Genomic DNA, 20,776 nt, shown 5'->3' on the forward strand with positions numbered 1-20,776 from the left:
CGAATTTGGACAGCAGTATGGATGCCGTTATGGATCACCCTGACCTCGCCAGCGCCTCTTCCGGCTTGCCTGACATTGTTGCCGGTCCGCTGTTGCGGCGCGCTGAAGCGGGCCGGCTGGTGTTCTGGCTGGTAAGCACCCGCCCACTGCAGTGGCAGCTGAAACTCAGCGTCGGTGGCGGCACGGAGCAGGCCGGGCAGCGCCCGGCCGGAACCTCTCAGGCCCTGCAGGTGGGGCAGCGCTGCTGGATTCACCTGCTGGATTTCCAACTGGCGCAGCCACTGCCTGATGATCAGCCGGTCAGCTATGACCTGCAGTATCAGCACCCTGATCAGCCTGGGGTGGGCTGGCTGGGGATCGGCCAGTGGGCGCCCGAGCTGTGTTATGACAATGAAGCGCTGCCGCGCATTGTGGTGCGTCAGCAGCTGACCCAGCTGTTGCATGGCTCCTGCCGTAAACCGCACTTCCCCGCTGGCGATGGTCTGGTGCGGGCCGACCAGTGGCTGGCCGAACATCGTCAGCAGAGTGATCACTGGCCCAGCCTGATGATGCTCTCCGGTGATCAGATTTATGCCGATGATGTGGCTGGCCCGATGCTGGTCGCCATTCATCAGGTGATGGCGCTGCTGGGGCTGTGGCCGGAACAGTTGCAGGGGGCCAGGGTCAGCACCAGCGCCGAACTGCTGGACAGCGAGCATTGTTACTACGACCGTCAGCACCTGCTGCCGGACACGGATCTGGCAGAAGAGGTCAGACGGCGTTTCTTTCGCGGTGTGCGCAAACCGATCTTTACCTCCGACTCGGCACACAACCACCTGATTACCTTTGCTGAAGTGGTGGCCATGTACTGTCTGGTCTGGTCACCGCTGCTGTGGCGTCATGTGCAGCTGACGTGCCCGGCGCGGCTGGCGACTGAGGCCCGGCAGTGCTTTGAGCGGGAGCGGGAGCATATCGAGGCCTTTGCTGGTGGGCTGACCGCAGTGAGGCGAGTCCTTGCTCACCTGCCAACCTATATGATCTTTGATGATCACGATGTCACCGATGACTGGAATCTGAATGCCGAGTGGGAAGAAGCCGCTTATGGCAATGCCTTTTCCCGCCGCATCATTGGCAATGCCCTGCTGGGTTATCTGCTGTGTCAGGGCTGGGGTAACCAGCCTGAACGTTTTGCCGCCGTGATGCCGGAATTACAGCAGTGGCTGCTGCATGCGCAGCAGGGTGAGGCCGCGCAACGTCATGATGAACTGATCACACATGTGCTCGGCAGTCGTTACTGGCACTACGCGCTGGCCACCGAACCGGCACTGGTGGTGCTGGATACCCGCACCCAGCGCTGGCGCTCCGAGCGCAGTCTGGCCCGGCCGTCAGGGCTGATGGACTGGGAGGCGCTGGTGGAGCTGCAACAGACGCTGATGGACCGTCAGGCGGTCGTGCTGGTGTCTCCGGCACCGGTATTCGGGGTCAAGCTGATCGAGGCGATACAGCGGTTGTTCACCTGGTTCGGCAAACCGCTGATGGTGGACGCCGAGAACTGGATGGCCCATCCGGGAGCGGCGAACGTGATGCTGAATATCTTCCGTCATCCGCGCACCCCGCAGCATTTCGTCATCCTGTCCGGTGATGTGCATTACTCCTTTGTCTACGACATTCATCTGCGTTTTCGCCGGCAGGGGCCGACAATCTGGCAAATCACCAGCAGCGGTCTGAAGAATGAGTTCCCTCACCGTCTGCTGGATAGCTTCGACCGACTTAATCGCTGGCTGTATGCCCCCTGGTCGCCGCTGAACTGGCTGACCAAACGGCGGCGGATGCGGGTTCATCCCCGTCGGCCACAGCAGGCTTCACGCGGGGAGCGGCTGATCAATGGGGCGGGGATGGGGTATGTGCGGCTGGACCCGGCCGGTGAGCCGCTGGAAGTGGTACAGCTGATGGTGGACGGACGCAAACTGGCCTTTGAAGTGCACGAAGGGGAAGAGGAGCACTGGGCCTGATCAGCGTCGTTTGGTGCTGAGCCGTAAAGAAAAAAGGACCCGCAAAGGTCCTTGAAAGGGGCTGCACCTGCCCGTCCAGACACGACAGGGCCTGTCAGACAGGCGCCAGGGCAGGAGCAGCGGTTGGCATCGTAAGGGTAACGTTGCACAACTCGGTAGCGGCCAGCAGCAGGCTGTGCGGCTGACCTTCAGATGTCACTCAGTAATCGAAGAACACCGTGGCGTTGTCGCCCTGCATACGGATATCAAAGCGATAACGCACGCCATAGGGGCTGTCGACACGTTTGGCCACCAGTGTATGGCGACGACCTTCCGGCACCTGACTGAGGATCGGGTCCTGGGCGTTGGCCGCCGCTTCATCCTCGAAATACAGACGGGTGTAGGAGTGAATCAGCAGGCCGCGCATCAGTACGATGACGTTGATAAAAGGCGCGTGGCCTTCTTCGATGCTGCCGGGTTTGATGGTCTCAAACTGGAAGTGGTTACCGGGCAGGGTGCCGGTGCCCATGCGGCCGAAACCCTTGAATTCTGGGTCCAGGGCACGTTCTTCACGCTGATCGGCCGGGTGGGCGAAGCGACCACTGCTGTTGGCCTGCCAGATTTCGATCATGGCGTCATCAACAGTATTACCGGCCCCGTCAAACACCTGCCCCACGATTTCAATGGCAGCGCCCTGCGTCTTGTCGCTGGCCAGCTTGCCGGAGGTAATGGGGGGCAGAGGGTAGCCGTACTGACGCGGAGTCAGGCCGTAGGCGAAGTACGGGCCAACGGTCTGGCTTGGGGTTTCCTTGAGCTTCTTGTCAGCCATGATCAGCCCTCCAGCGGGGTGGCGTTGGGGCCACGCAGGACGATATCGAAGATGTAACCCAGAGCGAAGTTTTCCTCGGTGACATCAATGGAGAAGGTGCTTACCAGACGGCTGCGTGCGGCCTCGGGAATGCCCTTGTAAATCGGGTCGAGGTCGAGCAGGGGGTCGCCGGGGAAATACATCTGGGTGACCAGACGGGTGCGAATGGTCGGCCCGAACAGTGAAAAGTGAATATGGTTCGGACGCCAGGCATTGGGGTGGTTGCCCCAGGGATAAGCACCGGGCTTGATGGTGTAGAACTTGTAACGCCCTTCGCTGTCGGTGACACAGCGGCCTGAACCCTGGAAGTTGGGGTCCAGCGGTGCATCGTGCTGATCACGCTTGTGGACATAGCGACCGGCAGCATTGGCCTGCCAGACTTCGATCAGGGTGTTGGGGACCGGATTGCCATGTTCGTCCAGTACGCGACCGGTAACGATGATGCGTTCGCCCAGCGGCTCGCCATTGACCTGACCGTTCCTGGTCAGATCGCTGTCCAGCGGGCCAACGTGTTCGGCACCGAATACCGGGCCGGTATCTTCGGCCAGTGTGGTGCTCACTTCTACCAGAGCCTGATCCACGCCGCGCAGACGGGTGGACTTGTAACCTTCATCGATGTAGCCGGGATGGCTGCTCCAGTCGCGCTGGCCGTAGGCGGCCTTGTAATCACGGGCGCTCATAGGAATCTCCTGAATGCTTGTTCTTGTCGTCAGGCAGTAATAACGCTTCGCTGCCTATACAGGATTGTTCGCCAGGCTGGCATAGGCCTCTTTGGCGATCTTGATCGCGGTGTTGGCGGCAGGTACGCCGGCGTACAGGCCGACCTGCAGTAACACTTCCTTCACTTCTTCCACGGTGGCACCGGTGTTCATGGTGGCGCGGATGTGCATCGCCAGTTCATCGTGATGGCCGAGAGCGGCCATCAGGGCGATGGTGATCAGGCTGCGATCACGTTTGCTCAGGCCATCGCGGCTCCAGACGCTGCCCCAAGCGGCTTCAGTGATAAAGCGCTGAAAGTCTTTATCAAAGTCGGTGATATTGGCGCTGGCACGATCAACGTGCTTGTCACCCAATACCGAGCGGCGCACTTGCATGCCGCTTTCATAACGTTCATCAGACAAGGCCGTTCTCCTTGAAGAAGGTGGCGATATGGCCTGCCAGCGCTTCAGGCTGTTCCGCACAGGGAATGTGAGCGGCATCAGGCAGGGTGACAAAGCGGGATCCCTTGATCAGTTGCGCCATGGATTCCACCAGCGCAGGCGGTGTCGAACCGTCTTCCTCGCCGACCACGCACAGGGTAGGCAGGGTCAGCTGACTGGTTGATGCGGTCAGATCATTGTCACGCAGCGCCGCGCAGGTGCCGACGTAACCTTCGACCGGTGAGTTGATCAGCATGTTTTTCCACAGCTGCAGTTCATCCTGATGGTTAGCGTGGTAATCCCGGGCGAACCACACCTTCATGATGTTGTCGGCGATGCTGGCAAGGCCCTGTTCCCTGACCAGACTGATGCGGGTGTTCCAGCCGTCTTCGGTGCCGATCTTGTGCGCGGTATCACACAGTACCAGCGCTTTGACCAGATCAGACCGCTGGGCGGCGACACCCTGAGCGATCACGCCGCCGACGGATAGTCCGCACAGCAGCACCTGCTTCAGTTGCAGGCTGTCGAGCAGCATGACGAGGTCGTCGATATGACGCTGCATGCTGTAGGGCGCTGGCGTGGACGTAGACAGGCCGTGGCCGCGCTTGTCGTAGCGCAGGAAACGAATACCGGGGATGGCGGCGCTCAGGTAAGGCAACAGCGGATTCCAGACGCGGAAGTCAGTTCCCAGGGAGTTGGCAAATACCATGATCGGGCCACTGGCATCCTGGCTGGTGGATTCCAGGCTGTAGTGGATGCGGCAACCGTCGATATTCAACACGTTCATCAATCAGATCTCCTGTCAGGATAAAGACAGGCGTAAGCACGAAGGCTTCGCCGTGGGTGTTTGTCTTTATCCTTATATCAGCGAATGGTTTAAAAATACTCTCCATTTTCTGCATGTAAAATGAGGTTTTGGCTGTTTTATATATCGAAAACGGAATGAATACGTTTGAGTTGCTGCAATAGTGAGCAGCCATCAGGGGGCAAGACGCAGTGTTGCCGCAGGCGTCAGGTGCAGGGCTCTGGTTGCAGGGGGAGTACGACAGGGAAAGAAAGGGAGAGGCGGGGTGGGCCGCAGGAGGCGGCTCACCGGCAGTACCGTTCAGCGATCTCTGGCAACGATATTTTTGCTCAGGGTCTTCAGCTCGGCGCTGGTGTACAGGTCAAGACACTTTTTGGTTTTGAACTGGCCCTGTACCGGGCCGCTGTAGCTGCGACGCAGGTACTTGTCCACCATGGCGTCGAGCTTCTGCATGGATTCCGCGCTGGCCTTGCTGTGCTCCAGCGCAATGCTGGCGGTGATGGAGGCATCGCGGCCGGCAGCGGTTTCCGTACCGTAGGCCTTGGCCAGACAATGGCTCAAAGCCCAGTTGCGTAACTTGTCCTGCGCTGAGTACTGAGTGCCGGTGTCGGCCTGAGCTTGCGAAAGCCACAGGCCCGACAGGGCGAAGGCGGAAAGTGACAGGCTGAGGGCAAGGCTGGCAGATGTTCGTCCCATGGGCTCCACTCGTAGATTAGCGTCGTGCAATGATCCACACAGCATGCACGATACCGGGGATATAGCCCAGCAGCGTCAGCAGAATGTTGAGCCAGAACGCGCCGCCAAAACCGACTTGCAGAAAAACACCCAGCGGTGGCAGCAGAATGGCGAAGATGATGCGAATCAGATCCATGACAAAGCTCCTGTAGCGGCGAAGGGGGGTATCTCTGTGTTTGGTTGCCATGAGGTGCGCAGGCAAGTCATAGTGACGGGATCGAAACAGGCTGTTCAGGCCTGGATACCTTCTGCAACCTGACGGATACAGTCGATCAGCATTTCCAGCGAGGCACTGGCCTGCAGGTCGGTACGGGTCGTGATACCCACCGGCCCCATGGTGTCACGGGTATCCATATCCAGTTCGATCAGGATGCCCTCTTCAATATCCTTGGCCACCACGCCGTGGGAAATGATCCAGATAGCATCGGAGTGGCGCACATAGTCGCGGCCAAACTCGGTGGAAATGGTTTCAATGCGATCCGGTAAATGGCCGATGCCATGGGTGATCAGCAGTTTGTCTACCGTACTGCGGATGATGGAGTCATCCGAGGGCAGTAGCACGGTGAAGTCCTGGATACGGTCCAGACGGGTGATATGGTCCTGTTGCAGCGGATGGCCGGGGCGGGTCACCAGGGCCACCCGTTCGGAATACAGATGACTGAAGCTGAGGCCGGTCATCTGCTCGGGGGCGGCCAGCCGGCCAACGACCACATCCAGCTCACCCAGGCGCAGTTGCTCAAGCAGCAGGGCATTGGGACCGGTCTGGACGCTGACGGTAGCATCAGCCCCGCTGGCTTTGAACTTGCGTACCGTGTCGGGCATGATGCGCGCCGATACCGTGGGCAGGGCGCCGATGCGCAGCAGCGTGTCACCACGGCGGGCCTGCAGGATGCTGTCGACGCCTTCACGCAGGGCCGCCACACTGGCGCCGGCATGACGCAGGAAGACTTCACCGAAAGCGGTCAGGCTGACACCTTTCTTACTGCGCTCGAATAACTGCACACCCAGCATGTCTTCCAGTTCTGCCAGCTTCTTGGAGACGGCAGGCTGGGTCAGGGCCAGCACCTGCGCGGCTTTACCGACACTGCCCTGACGTGCCACTTCGAGGAAGCACTGCAGATGGCGAAACTTGATACGGTTATCCAGGGCTGACATCGATGACTCCGGTCAGGAAGACTTTGGGGGCGAGTGTAGGAGCCAGTCGGTGACAGAACAAGTAGCAGGCTGAGTTTGAGCCGGCGGGTTTGAGAGGAATAATGATGAATGACCGTGAGCTGTTTTTGCCGCTGTTACGTCAGGTCATGGTCGAAGATGCGGCCCATGATCTGGCTCATATTGAACGGGTGGTAGCCAATGCGCGCCGGCTGGCCAGTACGGAAGGGGCCGAGCTGGCGATCGTATTGCCTGCCGCCTGGCTGCATGACTGCGTCAATGTGGCCAAGGATTCACCGCTGCGCAGTCAGGGTTCACGCCTGAGTGCTGATCAGGCGGTAGTGCTGTTGGAGCAGATTGATTACCCCGCCCGCTGGCTGGAGGCGATTCATCACGCCATCTGTGCTCACAGTTTCAGCGCGGCCATCACGCCGCGTACGCTGGAAGCGGCAGTAGTGCAGGACGCGGATCGTCTGGATGCTCTGGGGGCTATCGGCATCGCCAGAACATTTATCGTGGGTGGCCAGCTGCAGCGGACGCTGTACAGCCTGGATGACCCATTTTGTACTGAACGTGAGCCCGATGATCTTTACTTTGGTCTGGATCATTTCTATACCAAGCTGCTCAGACTGGAGCAGTCTTTCATTACGGCGGCCGGGCGCGCAGAAGCAGCAGAGCGAACGCAGTTTATGTGGTGCTATCTGTCGCAGTTACAACAGGAGATTGTATAAACAAAGGCACCAGACCTATGCCGCTGGCAAATAAAGGGTGCAATTGCGGGGAAAGAGGCATACTGTGTCGGCCGGATTGCACACTTTTTAGTCACTCTTCAGGTTCGTTGCAGTAATAACGGTCTTGTACCTGGCTCCTCAGTGGATATTGCCGGGCAGATGCTGCCTTGTTTGTGGCATTTCAGGCTGTCAGCCTTCCTTCCCCTCTGCCTCTGGCAGCTTTGAACAGGTTATTTGTGCGCTTGGTAACCTGATTGATGACTTCGCGAACAACGCATGCATCCACTAAGAGTAATACTCAATGAATCTCTATGTCGGCAATCTTCCTTACACTGTCACTGAAGCCGATTTGCGCGACGCATTTTCTGCTTTCGGTACGGTCGAGAGCATTTCTCTGGTAACTGATAAGTTTACTGGTGAGTCTAAAGGCTTTGGCTTTGTTGAAATGCCCAGTAACTCCGAAGCTGACAAGGCGATCAAAGCACTGAATGAAAAGCCGTTGAAAGGCCGTAACATCAAGGTCAATCAGGCGCAGCCACGTGGTGATCGTCCACAGCGTCGTCCACGCTACTGATCAATCGGTAGTGAGACAGGTAAACAACAACGGGAAGCAGTGCTTCCCGTTGTTGTTTGCGTTGCCTGTGCACTGAAGATGCCAGGCAGCAGAGAGTCTGTGGCATTAGCGGGTGCTGACGGCATTGATGATCTGTCGTGCACCGCTGGTCAGTGCGGTCTCTTCGCCTGCTGGGAGCGGACCGGTGAGTGTCAACAGCGTCTCAGCCACGCAGGCTGATGATGTCCCAGCCGCGCTCGGTGGCGACCTGTTTCAGTACGTCGTCCGGATCGACGGCGACGGGCTGTGAAGCCAGCTCCAGCAAGGGCAGATCATTGTGGGAGTCACTGTAGAAGTAGCTGCCTTCAAGACTGAGTTCGGGGTGTTGCCTGAGCCACTCCTGCAGCCGCGTCACCTTGCCTTCGCGATAGCTGGGGACGCCGATGGGACGACCGGTATAACGGTTGTCGATAATTTCGGCTTCACAGGCGATCAGATCGTCCACGCCCAGATATTCAGCAATGGGGGCGGTGATAAAGCGGTTGGTTGCGGTGATGATCAGCAGGTAGTGATTCTGCTGACGGTGCCATTGCAATAACTGATGGGCCTTGGGTTGCAGCAGTGGCAGCACTTTCTGGGCAAAGTAGTCACGATGCAGTGAATCCAGCTCTGCCATGCTGAAGCGGCTCAATGGTGCCAGTGAGTGGCTGAGGTGGGCATGGATGTCCAGCGTGCCGGCCATGTAATCCTGATAGAAAGCACTGACCTGGGCCTTGTAGGCATCGCCGTCCACCAGGCCGGATTCTGCCAGAAAATCGGCCCAGACCTGATCGCTGTCACCGCCAATCAGGGTATGGTCAAGGTCAAAAATGGCCAGTCTCAAGGTCGTTTCTCCCGGTTTTTGCATACCCCGTTACAAGGCGGGGCTAAGCTGCTGTTTCCAAAAAGTTTTGTATTTGCACCAGCCCTTGGTGAATCTGGGCAGTTGTGGAAGAATAAGGCTAATTCAAAGTTATGACAGGGTGATTCCGTGATCGACGAAGACGGATTCCGGCCCAATGTGGGCATCATCCTGGCGAATGGACAAGGGCAGGTACTCTGGGCAAGGCGCATCGGACAAGATGCGTGGCAGTTTCCTCAAGGTGGTATCAAAGAATGCGAAACCCCTGAGCAGGCGCTATTTCGTGAACTCAAGGAAGAGGTGGGGTTAAACCCGGAACACGTCGAGATTCTTGCCTGTACCCGTGGCTGGTTACGTTACCGTTTGCCCAAGCGCATGGTACGTTACCACAGCCAGCCTGTCTGCATCGGTCAGAAACAGAAATGGTTTTTGCTGCGTCTGCTGGCTGAAGACGAGCGGGTGTGTATTGATGCGGGTCCGTCGCCGGAATTTGACCACTGGCGCTGGGTAAGTTACTGGTATCCGCTGGGCCAGGTTGTATCGTTCAAGCGTGAGGTCTATCGCCGCGCCATGCGGGAGTTATCCACACGCCATATGCGTCTTTGCTATGGACGCGACATGGGGTAGTTACATAAGGGTAAACAGATGGCTCGCAGCACTGCTGGCCGGGCCAACTTTGAGGGAGCGGCATCATGCCTAAACTGGAGACGTTACGCAAGATAGTGCAGGAGGTGGACAGCGCCGAGACGCTGGACGACGCTCTGGTGCTTATTGTGAAACGTATCCGCAGTGCCATGAGCACGCATGTCTGCTCCGTTTACCTGTTTGACAAGGATCTGCAGGCCTTCGTACTGATGGCCACCGAGGGCTTGCATCAGAAGTCAGTCGGACAGGTCAGCATCCCTCTGCATGAAGGTCTGGTGGGTCTGGTTGGCCAGCGGGCAGAGCCCCTCAACCTGGATGACGCCGCCCAGCATCCCCAATTCCGCTATTTCGAAGAAACCGGTGAAGAACGCTTCAAGTCCTTCCTCGGTGTACCCATCATTCATCAGCGCCGGGTACTCGGTGTGCTGATCGTCCAGCAGCGTGAGCAACGCAAGTTCGATGAAGGCGATGAAGCCTTTCTGGTAACCATGTCGGCCCAGCTGGCGGGCATCATTGCCCACGCTGAAGCCACCGTTGGTATCTACTCCTCTACCAATCAGACGGAAACCGTCGGTTCGGAAAGCAAGTACGACGGTATTGCCGCTTCTCCCGGTGTGGCTATCGGGGTGGGTGTGGTGATGGCGCCTCCGGCCGATCTCACTACGGTGCCGCAGAAGACGATCAGTGAAGACAGGATTGCACTGGAAATCGAACGCTTTCAGGCGGCCCTGAAGCAGGTCCGGCGTGATATCCGGGCGGTAGGCCGGACGCTGTCGAAACGCCTGCGCAAAGATGAAGCTGCGCTGTTCGACGTCTATCTGCGTATGCTCGATGACAATGCCCTGCCCGGTGAAGTCATCAGCCTGATTGAAGAAGGGCAGTGGGCGCAGGGCGCACTTTGCGCCGTGGCGATGGAACATATTCGCCAGTTTTCCCTGATGGATGACCCTTACTTGCGTGAGCGGGCCACGGACATTCGTGACCTCGGCCGCCGGGTGTTGTCCTACCTGCAGGAAGAAGCCAGTGCTGAGCCCAAACAGTTTCCGCCGCACACGATTCTGATCGCCGAAGAAGTGACCCCTGCCATGCTGGGGGAAGTGCCACCGGAATCGCTGGTGGGGCTGGTATCCGTATTAGGTTCATCCAACTCCCATGCGGCCATTCTGGCGCGCTCCATGGGGATTCCCACCCTGATGGGGGCCGTCGATCTGCCGATGACCCAGCTGGAGGGGCAGGATCTGGTACTGGATGGCTACATGGGGCGGGTCTTCGTCAATGCATCCAGAGACCTTCGTCATTACTACGAGCTGATTATCGCTGAGGAGCGGCAATTGGTAGTGGGACTGGAGGCGATCCGCGATCTGCCGGCGGAGACGCTTGATGGGCGCAGCATTCCCCTGTGGGTGAATACTGCCATGGGCGCAGATGTTAACCGCTCGCTGGAGCGGGGTGCTGAAGGTATCGGTCTGTACCGTACCGAAGTGCCTTTCATGATTCGCGAATCTTTCCCCACTGAAGCCGAACAGGTACAGAGTTACCGGGTGCAGCTGGAGTCCTTTGCGCCGCGCTCCGTGACGATGCGTACGCTGGATATCGGCGGGGACAAGGCGCTTCCGTACTTCCCCATTGAGGAAGATAACCCCTTCCTTGGCTGGCGTGGTATCCGGGTGACGCTGGATCATCCCGAGATTTTCAAGGTGCAGGTGCGCGCCATGCTGAAAGCCAGTATCGGCCTCGACAACCTGCGTATCATGCTGCCGATGGTGTCCTATGTCGGTGAAGTCATCGAAGCCAAACGCCTGATCAACGATGCGCTCAACGAGCTGCGTGATGAAGGCCTGCCGATTGCGCGCCCTGCTCTCGGCGTGATGATCGAAGTGCCTGCCGCGGTATATCAGGCGCGGGATATTGCCCGTCATGTCGACTTTCTGTCGGTGGGCAGTAACGACCTGACGCAGTATCTGCTGGCGGTGGATCGCAATAATCCGCGGGTTGCCGGACTTTACCATTGCTATCATCCGGCGGTGCTGCAGGCGCTGCGCTCTGTGGTTGAGGATGGGCATAAGGAAGGCGTGCAGGTCAGTATCTGTGGCGAAATGGCAGGCGACCCTGGCGGTGCCGTGCTATTGATGGCCATGGGCTACGATGTGCTGTCCATGAGCCCGATCCATCTGCCCAAGGTCAAGGCGGCAATCCGCGCGGTGAAGTATGCCGAAGCCTGCGCCATGCTAGATAACGTCATGCAGCTGCTCGATCCCAAAGCGGTGGAGGAGGCTATCTATACCCTGTTGTATGATGCTGGCGTCGGCCGGCTGGGTAACCGCCGGAACATTGAGGCGGGCTAAACCTCATCCTGTGACAGACTGATGTGATTCTGAAGGCCGCTAATGCGGCCTTCCGTGTTTATTGCTCAGGGGCTGAGGTTTCGTTCTGGGGCGGGCGGGATTGCAGCGGCAGACGCAGACGCAGGCTGAACCCCTTCTGTTGCGGGCCAAATACGCCAAAGACCAGCTGTGCCTGCAGTTGCTGCACCAGCTCATTGATCATCAGACTGCGGATCGGATTGCTGCCGCTATCGGCAGTCATGCTCTGCCACTGGTGGGTTGCATCGCCTTCGGCATCTTCCAGCTCGATCTGGATATCTTCTTCCTCCTGGCGTGTGCGTATGCGCAGCCGGCCGTTGCCCTGCAGCGACTCTTCCGCCTGAATCAGCAGATGGATCATCAGCTGGCTCAGCTGCAGAACGTTGCCCTGATACGGCGGCAATTCGGCAAAATCCTGCTGAATCAGAATGCGCTCACTGATCTCGGTGCGCAGCACTTCCAGCACACTGGTGATCAGGCCATTGATCTCCATGGGGATATGCCCCCCCTGTTCTGCTTCGGCCAGATGCTGCAGCTCCTTGACGGTTTTTTCTACCTGATTGAGACCTGCCAGCGTCGTAGTCAGATGCTGATCCAGCATATTCATCTCGGTATTACAGACCTGACTGAGTTCCGGCAGTAGCGGTGAATCAGGCTGCTCGACGCTGATACGCTGATAGATGTTGTCCAGCTTCTGCATGGTCTGCTGACCATTGCTTTGCAGCTGCTGCAATTGATACAGGGCAAAGGCCAGCGGTGCGTGAATTTCGCTGATTACGCCGGAGGTGACCTGCCCCAGCGCCACCAGTTTTTCCTGTTGCAGCAGCTGTGCCTGGGCCTGCTGCCAGTGCTGAATCAGCTGCTGCTGGCTGCGTCGTTCTTCTTCCAGCGCCGCGGCAGTGCTTTGCAGCTGCAGGTTGGCATCCTGCAGCGCCTGGGTCCGTTCATTGACGCGCAGCTCCAGCTCGCTATTGAGCTGTTCCATCTTGCGCAGGAATTCGGATTTGATCTGTGATGAGGCCAGTGCCTGATCGCGGGCTTCCGCCAGCGTCATTTCCAGTGTCTTCTGTTCACTGATATCACGGATGACCACCACGTAGAGCGCGGGCTGCGAGTTGGCCACCTTGTTGATCTGCAGCATGACCGGGAAGCTGGAACCATCAGGGCGTAATCCCTGCAGTTCCTTGGGAACGTTGCCGGTGGGCAGCCAGTGGTCAGGCGGCGTGTTGAGGGCATTGAAGTACTGGGTCAGCGGTTGCTGCCGCAGCTGCTCCCAGTTGCTGCGCAACAGTTGGCAGCCAGCCGGGTTGCTTTGCTGGATGCGCCATTGCTGGTCAACCAGCATCAGGCTGTCGGCCACGCTGTAGACGATGGCCTGATTCTTGGCGGCGGTCAGGCGCAGTTCCTGTTCGGCTTCGCTGCGTTGCTGAATCTCGCTCTGCAGGCGCTTGTTGACGTCGAGGGTCTTGTCGTTCAGTGCTTCCGCATGGCGCAGGGATTTATGTAACCGTGACATGCTGTACCACAACAGCCCCAGCGCCAGCACGCTGAACAGGGTCTGCACGAAGGTCAGTGACCAGAAGAAGCTGGGCCCTGTGCCGGTGCTGATATTGCGGGTCACGCTCATCACACCGCGCACATCGCCGGCTTTCCAGTCGCGCTTGGGCGTGCCGGGATAGGAGTTATGGCAGGCCACGCAGCTGGGGGAGAGAATGTCGGCACGGGCGTAGCGCAGGGTCAGCTGATCGTTCTTGTCGTCAAACTGATAGAACGGTTCAAAGGAGTTGGAGTGCAGTGCCCTTAACGCATCATTCTCGAAGGTATCCTGAGGGCCGCCGGACTTGTTCCACGGGAAAGGCAGCTCGCTGAACAGACGAATCCGCAGGCCGGTATTTTCGGCCATAAGGTTGCGGGCAAAGTCCATGGTGAAGGAGGTGGGCAGCGGCAGCATGTCATTGTGGAAGGCATAGTCATGGCCGACCCGCATTCCGGCATCTTTCGCTTTGGGAACAATCTCCCGCGAGTAGAACGCACGAATCTGCATCATCAGTTGCAGGTATTCATCGGCCTGCTGAATGGCCTCCTGCTCCAGATGATTGCGGTTCTGTTCGTAACTCCACCAGCTGATCGACAGGCTGGCGACGATCAGGACCACAATAAAGGCCGAGAACCAGGTACTGGAAAAGTGGCTGGCAGACGGTGCCCCTGACTCCTTGGTTGTCACTGCTTGGTTCCCGATAGCAAGGGGCAGCCCCTGATCTGTCGTGAAAGTTCACTGTAGATCAGGGGCTGCCCGAAAAATGAGTATGGGGCTCGATGAGGCAAGCGACTGTCGATCAGGAGCGGTGATCGACCTCCAGACTGACCGGCTGCTTGATAGGTAGCCACAGCGTAAAGCAGGTTCCCTTGCCCTTGACACTGGTCACATCGATGCGCCCGTGATGTTTTTCCATAATATTGTAACTCATGGCCAGACCCAAGCCCGTGCCCTTGCCAACCGGCTTGGTGGTGAAGAAGGGGTTGAAGATCTGGCCCATATGCTTCTCATCGATGCCGCTACCGGTGTCTTCCACCTGAATGTAGACCTGATCATCTTTCTGGCCGGTACGCACGGTGACCTTGCCAAACTGTTCGATGGCCTGGGCGGCATTGACCAGCAGGTTGAGCAGCACCTGATTGATCTGTGAAGGAATGCACTCCACGGCAGGCAGATTGCCGTACTCGCGGATGACTTCGGCTTTGTACTTGAGTTCGTTGTGGGCGATGTTGAGGGTGCTTTCCAGACCTTTGTGCAGGTCGGCCCAGGCCCAGTCAGTGTCGCCGCCGTGTGAGAACTCACGCAGATCTTCAATGATCTTCTTCACCCGTCGTGTGCCTTCGCGCGACTCTTCCACCAGAGCCTGCAGGTCATTGATAAGGAAGTCGTAGTCCAGCTGGATCTTGAGTTCGTCAAGTGACTGACGGGCCGGGTCGCTGGTCGGCATCAGTGCACGTTCATAGGCCTGATTGAGGCTGAGCAGGTCGCCGACGTAATCTCCCATGGCTTCGATATTGGCAGAGATGTAAGCCATCGGATTGTTGATCTCATGGGCCACACCGGCCGCCAGCTGACCAATGGAGGCCATTTTTTCTGACTGTACCAGCTGCGCCTGTGTCTGCTTCAGCTCATCAATCAGTTGCGCCTTGGCAGTATTTTCCTGATTGAGCTGGTGATTGAGATCCTGCAGCTCCTGCGTCCGCGAGGTCACCCGTGCCTCCAGCTCCTGATTGAGGCTTTCCAGATTGGTCTTGGCTTCTTCCAGCGCCTGGGTGTATTGCCCCAGTGCCTTGCCCATTTGAATCAAACCGGTAGCTGTTTCCTGTGCCTCGCGTACTTCAAAGGGTTCCAGATTCTGGTAGTAGTCGCCTTCCCCGATCCGTTTCATGGTGGCCGACAGTGCCTGCAGGGGCATGGCGACCGACTGGCTGAGGGTGAATGCTTTCCGGTAGAGATAGATAAAGAAACACAGATAGAACAGCACCAGAGCACCAATCATCAGATAGCCGATGCGGTTGAAGCGGGCGTTGAGGGCCATGGCATCGGTGTAGATTTTGTCATCGTCGACCAGCAGCAACAGCGTCCAGTTGGTGCCGGCAATGGTATGCCAGCTGACCAGCATCAGATCATTGTTGAGATTCAGTTCGGTCATGCCGCTGTCGGCCTGTTGCATTGCCCGACTGAGTGTCTGAGTATCGGCGCGTTTGTTGAGGTTGAACTCATCGGGCTTGAAGGTGTCCTGCCGGATAGCATCGGCGTACGACTGATTGGTCAGCTCTTTCAGGCCCCAGGCTTCTTCGCCTTCCGGCGGCAGGGCCATGATGGTGCCGCTCTTGTCCACCAGAATGCCGTAGCCCTGCCAGGGCACATCCAGATGGAGCACCTGCGTGATCAGCTGTGCCAGTGTGATGTCCAGCCCCACCACCGCCTCCGGGCCGCTGGCCGGATCAGCGCCGGGCAGGTAAACCGGTGCAATGCAGGAGGTCATCCAGCCCTGTCCGGCCGGATCGATGTAAACATCCGTCCAGACCGGCCCTTTACCGGGGTTGTGCTTGATGTCGGCATCGTAGAAGAAGTTGAACTCGGTGATTTTCATGTCATGGGGATACTGGTCGATGACATCGAAATAAGGATAAATGCGATTCATCGAGTCCTGGGTATTGATGTAGGCCTGCGTAACGAGAGGCTGGGCATCGACCATATCGCGCATCACCCCGTCGAGCTGACCCAGTTGCAGCGCCTTGTCACGCTGTGTCTGACCAATGGTGTTGATGTTGGAATAGAACAGTGCGGCCCGCCCCGGCAGATCGTGGGTGGTGTGCAGTACACCGTCGGTGACTGAATAGCGCTGCTGCTCGTCGCTGCTGGCCTGATACGGGGTCTGGTAAGCCACCTCGGTCTGCCGCTGCAGCAGCCGGGTCATATGTGCCACGCTGTCGAGCTGATCGGAAATGCGCCCTGCCTCCAGATTAGCCACGCCTTGCAGCTGGTCTTTGGCCAGCCGCTGCATGGTCTGAATGTTCTCGTCGCGGATGATGGCATTGGTCAGCAAGTAGGCTACCACCAGTGCCAGTTCGATCAGAATGATCGGCAGCAGGGCGCTGCGCAGATAGGAGCGCCACACCAGACTGAAGAAGGACTGTGAGCGGGGTGTAGTCATGACTGTGATCCAATAGGCATGCAACAGACAATCTGCCTGACCACCATAGAAAACTGCTGGATGACATGGAGGCGGGTGTGGCAGAGCACATTTCTACCTGACGTGAGTGAAATAACGGCAGGTCATAATATGTCTTTTAAGACATTTGCGACTAAGCGGCAAATCCATTTCAGCCCCGAACGTGCCAGCTTTCACAGGTTTGCTGAAAAGCATAGCCTCCGGGAGAAAAACTGCACTCCCGCACGCTGATCAGCCCGTCCTGATCGCGGCTGAGACCGAGGCTGGAGCGGGTACCGTAACCGGGGCTGGCAATAAAACAGGAAGACAGACGCTGTTCCCACTCCAGGCTGACACCCGTGTCGGGCAAATCTGCAGTGGGCGCCTGCTGGCGGCTGCCAAGCAAGCGTGGCAACGAGGGCAGGTCGCGTCCGGCTGTGAGCCAGTGTTGCATGGCCTGACGGGCCTGCTGTGTTTTTGGCCAGTGGCTGTGCAGCTGGGCGTTGGACAGGGCGTACACACCGGGTTGCAGGCGCTCTGGCCAGGGCAGACGGTTACTGCAATAGATCACTTCATCCGGGCTGCCGAGCAGCAGATTGAAACCAGCGTAGTGATGGCCTTGTTCCAGTACCTGCAGCGCATAGTCGAAGGCAGACAGACTGTAAGGGGAGGGGGTGTCCTGATGCTCTGCACCTATCTGCAGCTGACGCAGATAGCCAGTCACCAGTTCACCACGGCTGCGCAGGTTATCGGCCTTACCGCTGCCTTCGCGGACGTTGGTCAGTGCTGCCCAGTAACCGGCGCGACTGATGACGAACCAGCTCCCGCCTGCCTGCAGGTCCTGTCCGCCCCAACATTGAGGAAATTCCGGCCACCAGCGCCCACTGCGGGTCGGACGCTGATAGAATTCGTCGCGATTGGCGGCCAGCAGCAATGGATAGTCAGGATCATGCTGCCAGGCCAGAACCAGCAAACACATGGTGGCCTCCTTGTCTGCCGCGTCATGCCGTGCGTACACCATAACGCGGAGGAATGGATGGGAGGCCAGTATGCCGAGTGAGCGAATTTGATGTCTATTTTTTTGCTGTATCTGTTGTTGGGAGCGGTGGCGGGAGTACTGGCCGGGTTGTTTGGCATCGGCGGTGGCATGGTGGTCGTACCGGCACTGATCTTTGCTTTCGGTGCCCAGCATCTGCCGGTGGATGTCCTGACCCATCTGGCCGTGGGGACCTCGCTGGCGTGCATTATCGGCACTGCGATCAGTTCCATCATCGCCCATCATCAGAAGGGCGGGGTGCTGTGGCCGATTTTTACCAGCTGTACGCTGGGTATTCTGCTCGGCGCGGCACTGGGAGTGAAAACCGCGGTCATGCTGCCGGGGGCCCTGCTGCAAAAGCTGATTGGTATCTTTGCCATCTGTGTGGCTCTGCAAATGGCGCTCAATCTCAAGCCCAAAGCCAGCCGTGGACTGCCCGGCAAGCCCGGGCTGGTGGGCGCGGGCGGGGTTATTGGCTGGGCATCGGCGATCTTTGGTATTGGTGGCGGCACCCTGACCGTACCGTTTCTCACCTGGTGCAATGTCAGTATGCAGCAGGCTGTGGGCACCTCAGCGGCGTTGGGGTTGCCGATCGCCATCGTCGGCGCGCTGACTAACATCGTCGCCGGCTGGCATGCGCCCGGTCTGCCACAGTGGAGCCTTGGCTACGTCTACCTGCCGGCGGTACTGGGTATCGCGATCACCAGCACGCCATTCGCCCGCGTGGGCGCCAGACTGGCGCATCGTCTGCCCGGTCATATTTTGAAACGGGCCTTTGCTTTATTGTTGGTGATTGTCGGCATACGGTTCCTGCTTTGATGATCGAGTGCGTAACCGCAGCCAGGGTTCTTGGCCAGCCGCCATGTTAAGGGTGCCACGGAAAAACTATGCTTACCTATCCTCAGATTGACCCCATTGCCATCGAGCTGGGGCCCCTCAAGGTTCACTGGTACGGACTGATGTATCTGGTCGGCTTTTCTGCCGCCTGGTTACTGGGCCAGCAACGCCGTGAACGCTTTGGTATCAGCAAGGAGCAGTTATCTGACCTGATCTTTTATGGCGCGCTCGGCGTGGTGCTGGGCGGGCGCATCGGCTATGTACTGTTCTACAACTTTGACCGCTTTCTGGCCGACCCCAAATGGCTGTTCTACGTCTGGGAAGGTGGCATGTCTTTCCATGGTGGCCTGCTCGGGGTGACCGCGGTGACACTGTGGCAGTCGCGTAAGCTGGGTCTGTCGCTGCTCAGTCTCGGTGACTTTGTGGCACCGCTGGTGCCGATTGGTCTGGGGGCCGGGCGTATTGGCAATTTTATTGGTGGCGAGCTGTGGGGGCGGCCGACGGATGTGCCCTGGGCCATGGTGTTTCCCCGTGCTGACAACCTGCCACGCCATCCGTCCCAGCTGTACGAATTTGTACTGGAAGGCATCATTCTCTTTACCGTACTCTGGCTGTTTTCCCGTAAGCCGCGCCCGGCAGGATCGGTGTCAGGACTATTCCTGATCGGCTACGGTATCAGCCGTATTATCGTCGAGTTCTTCCGTCAGCCGGATGAGCAGCTGGGCTACATTGCCTGGGGCTGGCTGACGCAAGGGCAACTGCTGAGCCTGCCGATGCTGGCTGTCGGCGCCGGTTTTATTGTCTACGCATATCAGAGCAAACGCGCCATCCACTGATGGCGCAGGCGCCGTCACTGAGGCAGCTGGCGGCGCGAAGACAAGGTGTATCTATGAAGCAATATCTGCAACTCTGCCAGCGCATCATTGATGAGGGTGTATGGGTTGAGAATGAGCGTACCGGCAAGCGCTGCCTGACGGTGATCAACGCTGACCTCAACTACCGTGTCGGCGCCAATGAGTTTCCGCTGATCACCACCCGCAAGAGCTACTGGAAGGCTGCCATTGCCGAACTGCTGGGCTATCTGCGGGGCTATAGCAGCGCTGCTGATTTCCGGGCACTGGGGACCCGAACCTGGGATGCCAATGCCAACGACAACGGCGCCTGGCTGAACAACCCCTACCGTACCGGTGAGGATGACATGGGCCGGGTCTACGGTGTGCAGGGACGCAGCTGGGCCAAACCTGACGGTGGCCATCTGGATCAGGTGCGCAAGGTGGTGGACAATCTGAGCCGTGGTGTCGATGACCGTGGCGAAATCATCACCTTCTATAACCCCGGCGAGTTCCACATGGGTTGCCTGCGGCCGTGCATGCACACTCATACCTTCTCGCTGCTGGGCGATACCCTGCATCTGACTTCCTATCAGCGTTCCTGTGATGTGCCACTCGGGCTGAACTTCAATCAGGTGCAGGTGTTCACCTTCCTGGCCCTGATGGCGCAGATCACCGGTCATAAGGCCGGGATGGCCTATCACAAGATCGTCAATGCCCATATCTATGAGGATCAGCTGGCGCTAATGCGCGATGTGCAGCTCAAGCGGGAACCTTTCCCGGCACCGCAGCTGCGTATCAACCCGTCGATTCGCAGTCTGGAAGACCTGGAGACCTGGGTGACGCTGGATGACTTCGAGGTGGAAGGCTACCGCTGTCACGATCCCATTCAGTATCCGTTCTCGGTGTAGGTCATGCCTGCACCGCCTCAGATCTGCCCTGTAACCGGAATTACGCACATGAAACTTGCTGCCATCGTCGCCGCCAGTCAGAACAATGTCATCGGTATCGACAATAAACTGCCGTGGTATCTGCCGGAGGATCTCAAGTACTTCAAGCAGGTAACCATGGGCAAGCCCATCCTGATGGGCCGCAAGACCTTCGACTCCATCGGCCGGCCGTTACCCGGGCGCACCAATATCGTTATTACCCGTCAGACTGACTGGCAGCATGATGGCGTCAAGGTCGTGCACAGCCTGCCGCAGGCTATTGCGCTGGCAGAGGCAGAATGCCTGATCAGTGGCAGTGAAGAGTGCATGATCATCGGTGGTGCGCAGCTTTACAGCGAGGCGCTGCCATACTGCCAGCGGCTGTATCTGACCCGGGTGTGGGCGGATATCGAGGGCGATGCCTGTTTCCCCGTGCTGAATGATGCCGACTGGCAGGAGCAGGGGCGCATCGATCATCCTCCTACCGAACGTAACCCCCATGCCTACAGCTTTCTGGTGCTGGATCGCCAGGAATAAGTCCCGTCCGCTAAAACGCATTTCTCCCTTCTGGCAGAGCAGGCAGACGCT

Annotated in this window: 20 protein-coding genes; 9 read left to right on the plus strand and 11 right to left on the minus strand. The window is 58.3% G+C overall.

Features of this window, described 5'->3' with window-relative positions:
- Positions 1-29 precede the first annotated feature (29 nt).
- Positions 30-1,991, plus strand: coding sequence for an alkaline phosphatase D family protein (locus QCD60_RS13450; RefSeq protein WP_279786096.1), 1,962 nt, complete (start codon positions 30-32; stop codon positions 1,989-1,991).
- Positions 1,992-2,190: 199 nt separating this feature from the next.
- On the opposite strand, the gene pcaG is transcribed toward QCD60_RS13450, so the two are convergent.
- From pcaG to pcaQ, 7 genes are all read right to left on the minus strand, one after another.
- The gene (gene pcaG / locus QCD60_RS13455) at positions 2,191-2,799 is read right to left on the minus strand and encodes a protocatechuate 3,4-dioxygenase subunit alpha (RefSeq protein ID WP_279786099.1); all 609 of its coding nucleotides are present in this window, start codon (positions 2,797-2,799) and stop codon (positions 2,191-2,193) included.
- Positions 2,800-2,801: 2 nt separating this feature from the next.
- Positions 2,802-3,518 carry a protocatechuate 3,4-dioxygenase subunit beta gene (gene pcaH / locus QCD60_RS13460; RefSeq protein WP_279786101.1) on the minus strand — a complete coding sequence of 239 codons (717 nt, stop codon included), beginning with the start codon at positions 3,516-3,518 and terminating at the stop codon, positions 2,802-2,804.
- Positions 3,519-3,572: 54 nt separating this feature from the next.
- Positions 3,573-3,959: a 4-carboxymuconolactone decarboxylase gene (gene pcaC / locus QCD60_RS13465; protein ID WP_279786103.1), complete on the minus strand. Its 387-nt coding sequence runs from the start codon at positions 3,957-3,959 to the stop codon at positions 3,573-3,575.
- Positions 3,952-4,764 (minus strand): 3-oxoadipate enol-lactonase, encoded by an 813-nt coding sequence (gene pcaD / locus QCD60_RS13470; protein WP_279786105.1) that lies wholly within the window; start codon positions 4,762-4,764, stop codon positions 3,952-3,954. The genes pcaC and pcaD overlap by 8 nt, the downstream gene beginning before the upstream one ends.
- 318 nt (positions 4,765-5,082) lie before the next feature.
- Positions 5,083-5,478: a T6SS amidase immunity protein Tai4 family protein gene (locus tag QCD60_RS13475; protein ID WP_279786108.1), complete on the minus strand. Its 396-nt coding sequence runs from the start codon at positions 5,476-5,478 to the stop codon at positions 5,083-5,085.
- A 16-nt stretch (positions 5,479-5,494) separates the two neighbouring features.
- Positions 5,495-5,653, minus strand: a complete 159-nt coding sequence (locus tag QCD60_RS13480; RefSeq protein ID WP_104153418.1) for a YqaE/Pmp3 family membrane protein — start codon at positions 5,651-5,653, stop codon at positions 5,495-5,497.
- 95 nt (positions 5,654-5,748) lie between these two features.
- Positions 5,749-6,672 (minus strand): pca operon transcription factor PcaQ, encoded by a 924-nt coding sequence (gene pcaQ, locus QCD60_RS13485; protein WP_279786111.1) that lies wholly within the window; start codon positions 6,670-6,672, stop codon positions 5,749-5,751.
- A 101-nt stretch (positions 6,673-6,773) separates the two neighbouring features.
- Between pcaQ and QCD60_RS13490 the strand changes: the two genes are divergently transcribed.
- On the plus strand, positions 6,774-7,400 hold the full coding sequence (locus tag QCD60_RS13490; RefSeq protein ID WP_279786114.1) for an HD domain-containing protein: 627 nt from the start codon (positions 6,774-6,776) through the stop codon (positions 7,398-7,400).
- 301 nt (positions 7,401-7,701) lie between these two features.
- Positions 7,702-7,974: an RNA-binding protein gene (locus QCD60_RS13495; RefSeq protein WP_279786116.1), complete on the plus strand. Its 273-nt coding sequence runs from the start codon at positions 7,702-7,704 to the stop codon at positions 7,972-7,974.
- Positions 7,975-8,176: 202 nt separating this feature from the next.
- Here the strand turns inward: QCD60_RS13495 and QCD60_RS13500 are convergent, their stop codons facing one another.
- Positions 8,177-8,836, minus strand: coding sequence for an HAD-IB family hydrolase (locus tag QCD60_RS13500; protein WP_279786118.1), 660 nt, complete (start codon positions 8,834-8,836; stop codon positions 8,177-8,179).
- Positions 8,837-8,983: 147 nt separating this feature from the next.
- Here QCD60_RS13500 and QCD60_RS13505 point away from each other — a divergent pair, with 147 nt between their 5' ends.
- Positions 8,984-9,481, plus strand: a complete 498-nt coding sequence (locus tag QCD60_RS13505; RefSeq protein ID WP_104153409.1) for an RNA pyrophosphohydrolase — start codon at positions 8,984-8,986, stop codon at positions 9,479-9,481.
- Between the two features lie 65 nt (positions 9,482-9,546).
- Positions 9,547-11,844: a phosphoenolpyruvate--protein phosphotransferase gene (ptsP, locus tag QCD60_RS13510; protein ID WP_279786120.1), complete on the plus strand. Its 2,298-nt coding sequence runs from the start codon at positions 9,547-9,549 to the stop codon at positions 11,842-11,844.
- 58 nt (positions 11,845-11,902) lie between these two features.
- On the opposite strand, the gene QCD60_RS13515 is transcribed toward ptsP, so the two are convergent.
- The 3 genes from QCD60_RS13515 to QCD60_RS13525 form a co-directional block, all read right to left on the minus strand.
- Positions 11,903-14,086, minus strand: a complete 2,184-nt coding sequence (locus tag QCD60_RS13515) for a DUF3365 domain-containing protein (protein ID WP_279786122.1) — start codon at positions 14,084-14,086, stop codon at positions 11,903-11,905.
- Positions 14,087-14,198: 112 nt separating this feature from the next.
- On the minus strand, positions 14,199-16,559 hold the full coding sequence (locus QCD60_RS13520) for an ATP-binding protein (protein WP_279786124.1): 2,361 nt from the start codon (positions 16,557-16,559) through the stop codon (positions 14,199-14,201).
- A gap of 169 nt (positions 16,560-16,728) precedes the next feature.
- On the minus strand, positions 16,729-17,535 hold the full coding sequence (locus QCD60_RS13525) for an NRDE family protein (RefSeq protein WP_279786126.1): 807 nt from the start codon (positions 17,533-17,535) through the stop codon (positions 16,729-16,731).
- A gap of 90 nt (positions 17,536-17,625) precedes the next feature.
- On the opposite strand from QCD60_RS13525, the gene QCD60_RS13530 reads away from it, so the two are divergent.
- The 4 genes from QCD60_RS13530 to QCD60_RS13545 all read left to right on the plus strand — a co-directional run bounded on the left by QCD60_RS13530 (position 17,626) and on the right by QCD60_RS13545 (position 20,725).
- Positions 17,626-18,411, plus strand: a complete 786-nt coding sequence (locus QCD60_RS13530; RefSeq protein WP_279786128.1) for a sulfite exporter TauE/SafE family protein — start codon at positions 17,626-17,628, stop codon at positions 18,409-18,411.
- A gap of 68 nt (positions 18,412-18,479) precedes the next feature.
- Positions 18,480-19,265: a prolipoprotein diacylglyceryl transferase gene (gene lgt, locus QCD60_RS13535; protein ID WP_279786130.1), complete on the plus strand. Its 786-nt coding sequence runs from the start codon at positions 18,480-18,482 to the stop codon at positions 19,263-19,265.
- Positions 19,266-19,318: 53 nt separating this feature from the next.
- A complete protein-coding gene (locus QCD60_RS13540; RefSeq protein WP_279786133.1) occupies positions 19,319-20,170 on the plus strand; it encodes a thymidylate synthase in 852 nt (283 codons plus the stop codon).
- Between the two features lie 48 nt (positions 20,171-20,218).
- Positions 20,219-20,725 (plus strand): dihydrofolate reductase, encoded by a 507-nt coding sequence (locus QCD60_RS13545; RefSeq protein ID WP_279786135.1) that lies wholly within the window; start codon positions 20,219-20,221, stop codon positions 20,723-20,725.
- Positions 20,726-20,776 lie beyond the last annotated feature (51 nt).

It is taken from the genome of Pokkaliibacter sp. MBI-7 (assembly GCF_029846635.1).
In the GTDB taxonomy this organism is placed as follows: domain Bacteria; phylum Pseudomonadota; class Gammaproteobacteria; order Pseudomonadales; family Balneatricaceae; genus Pokkaliibacter.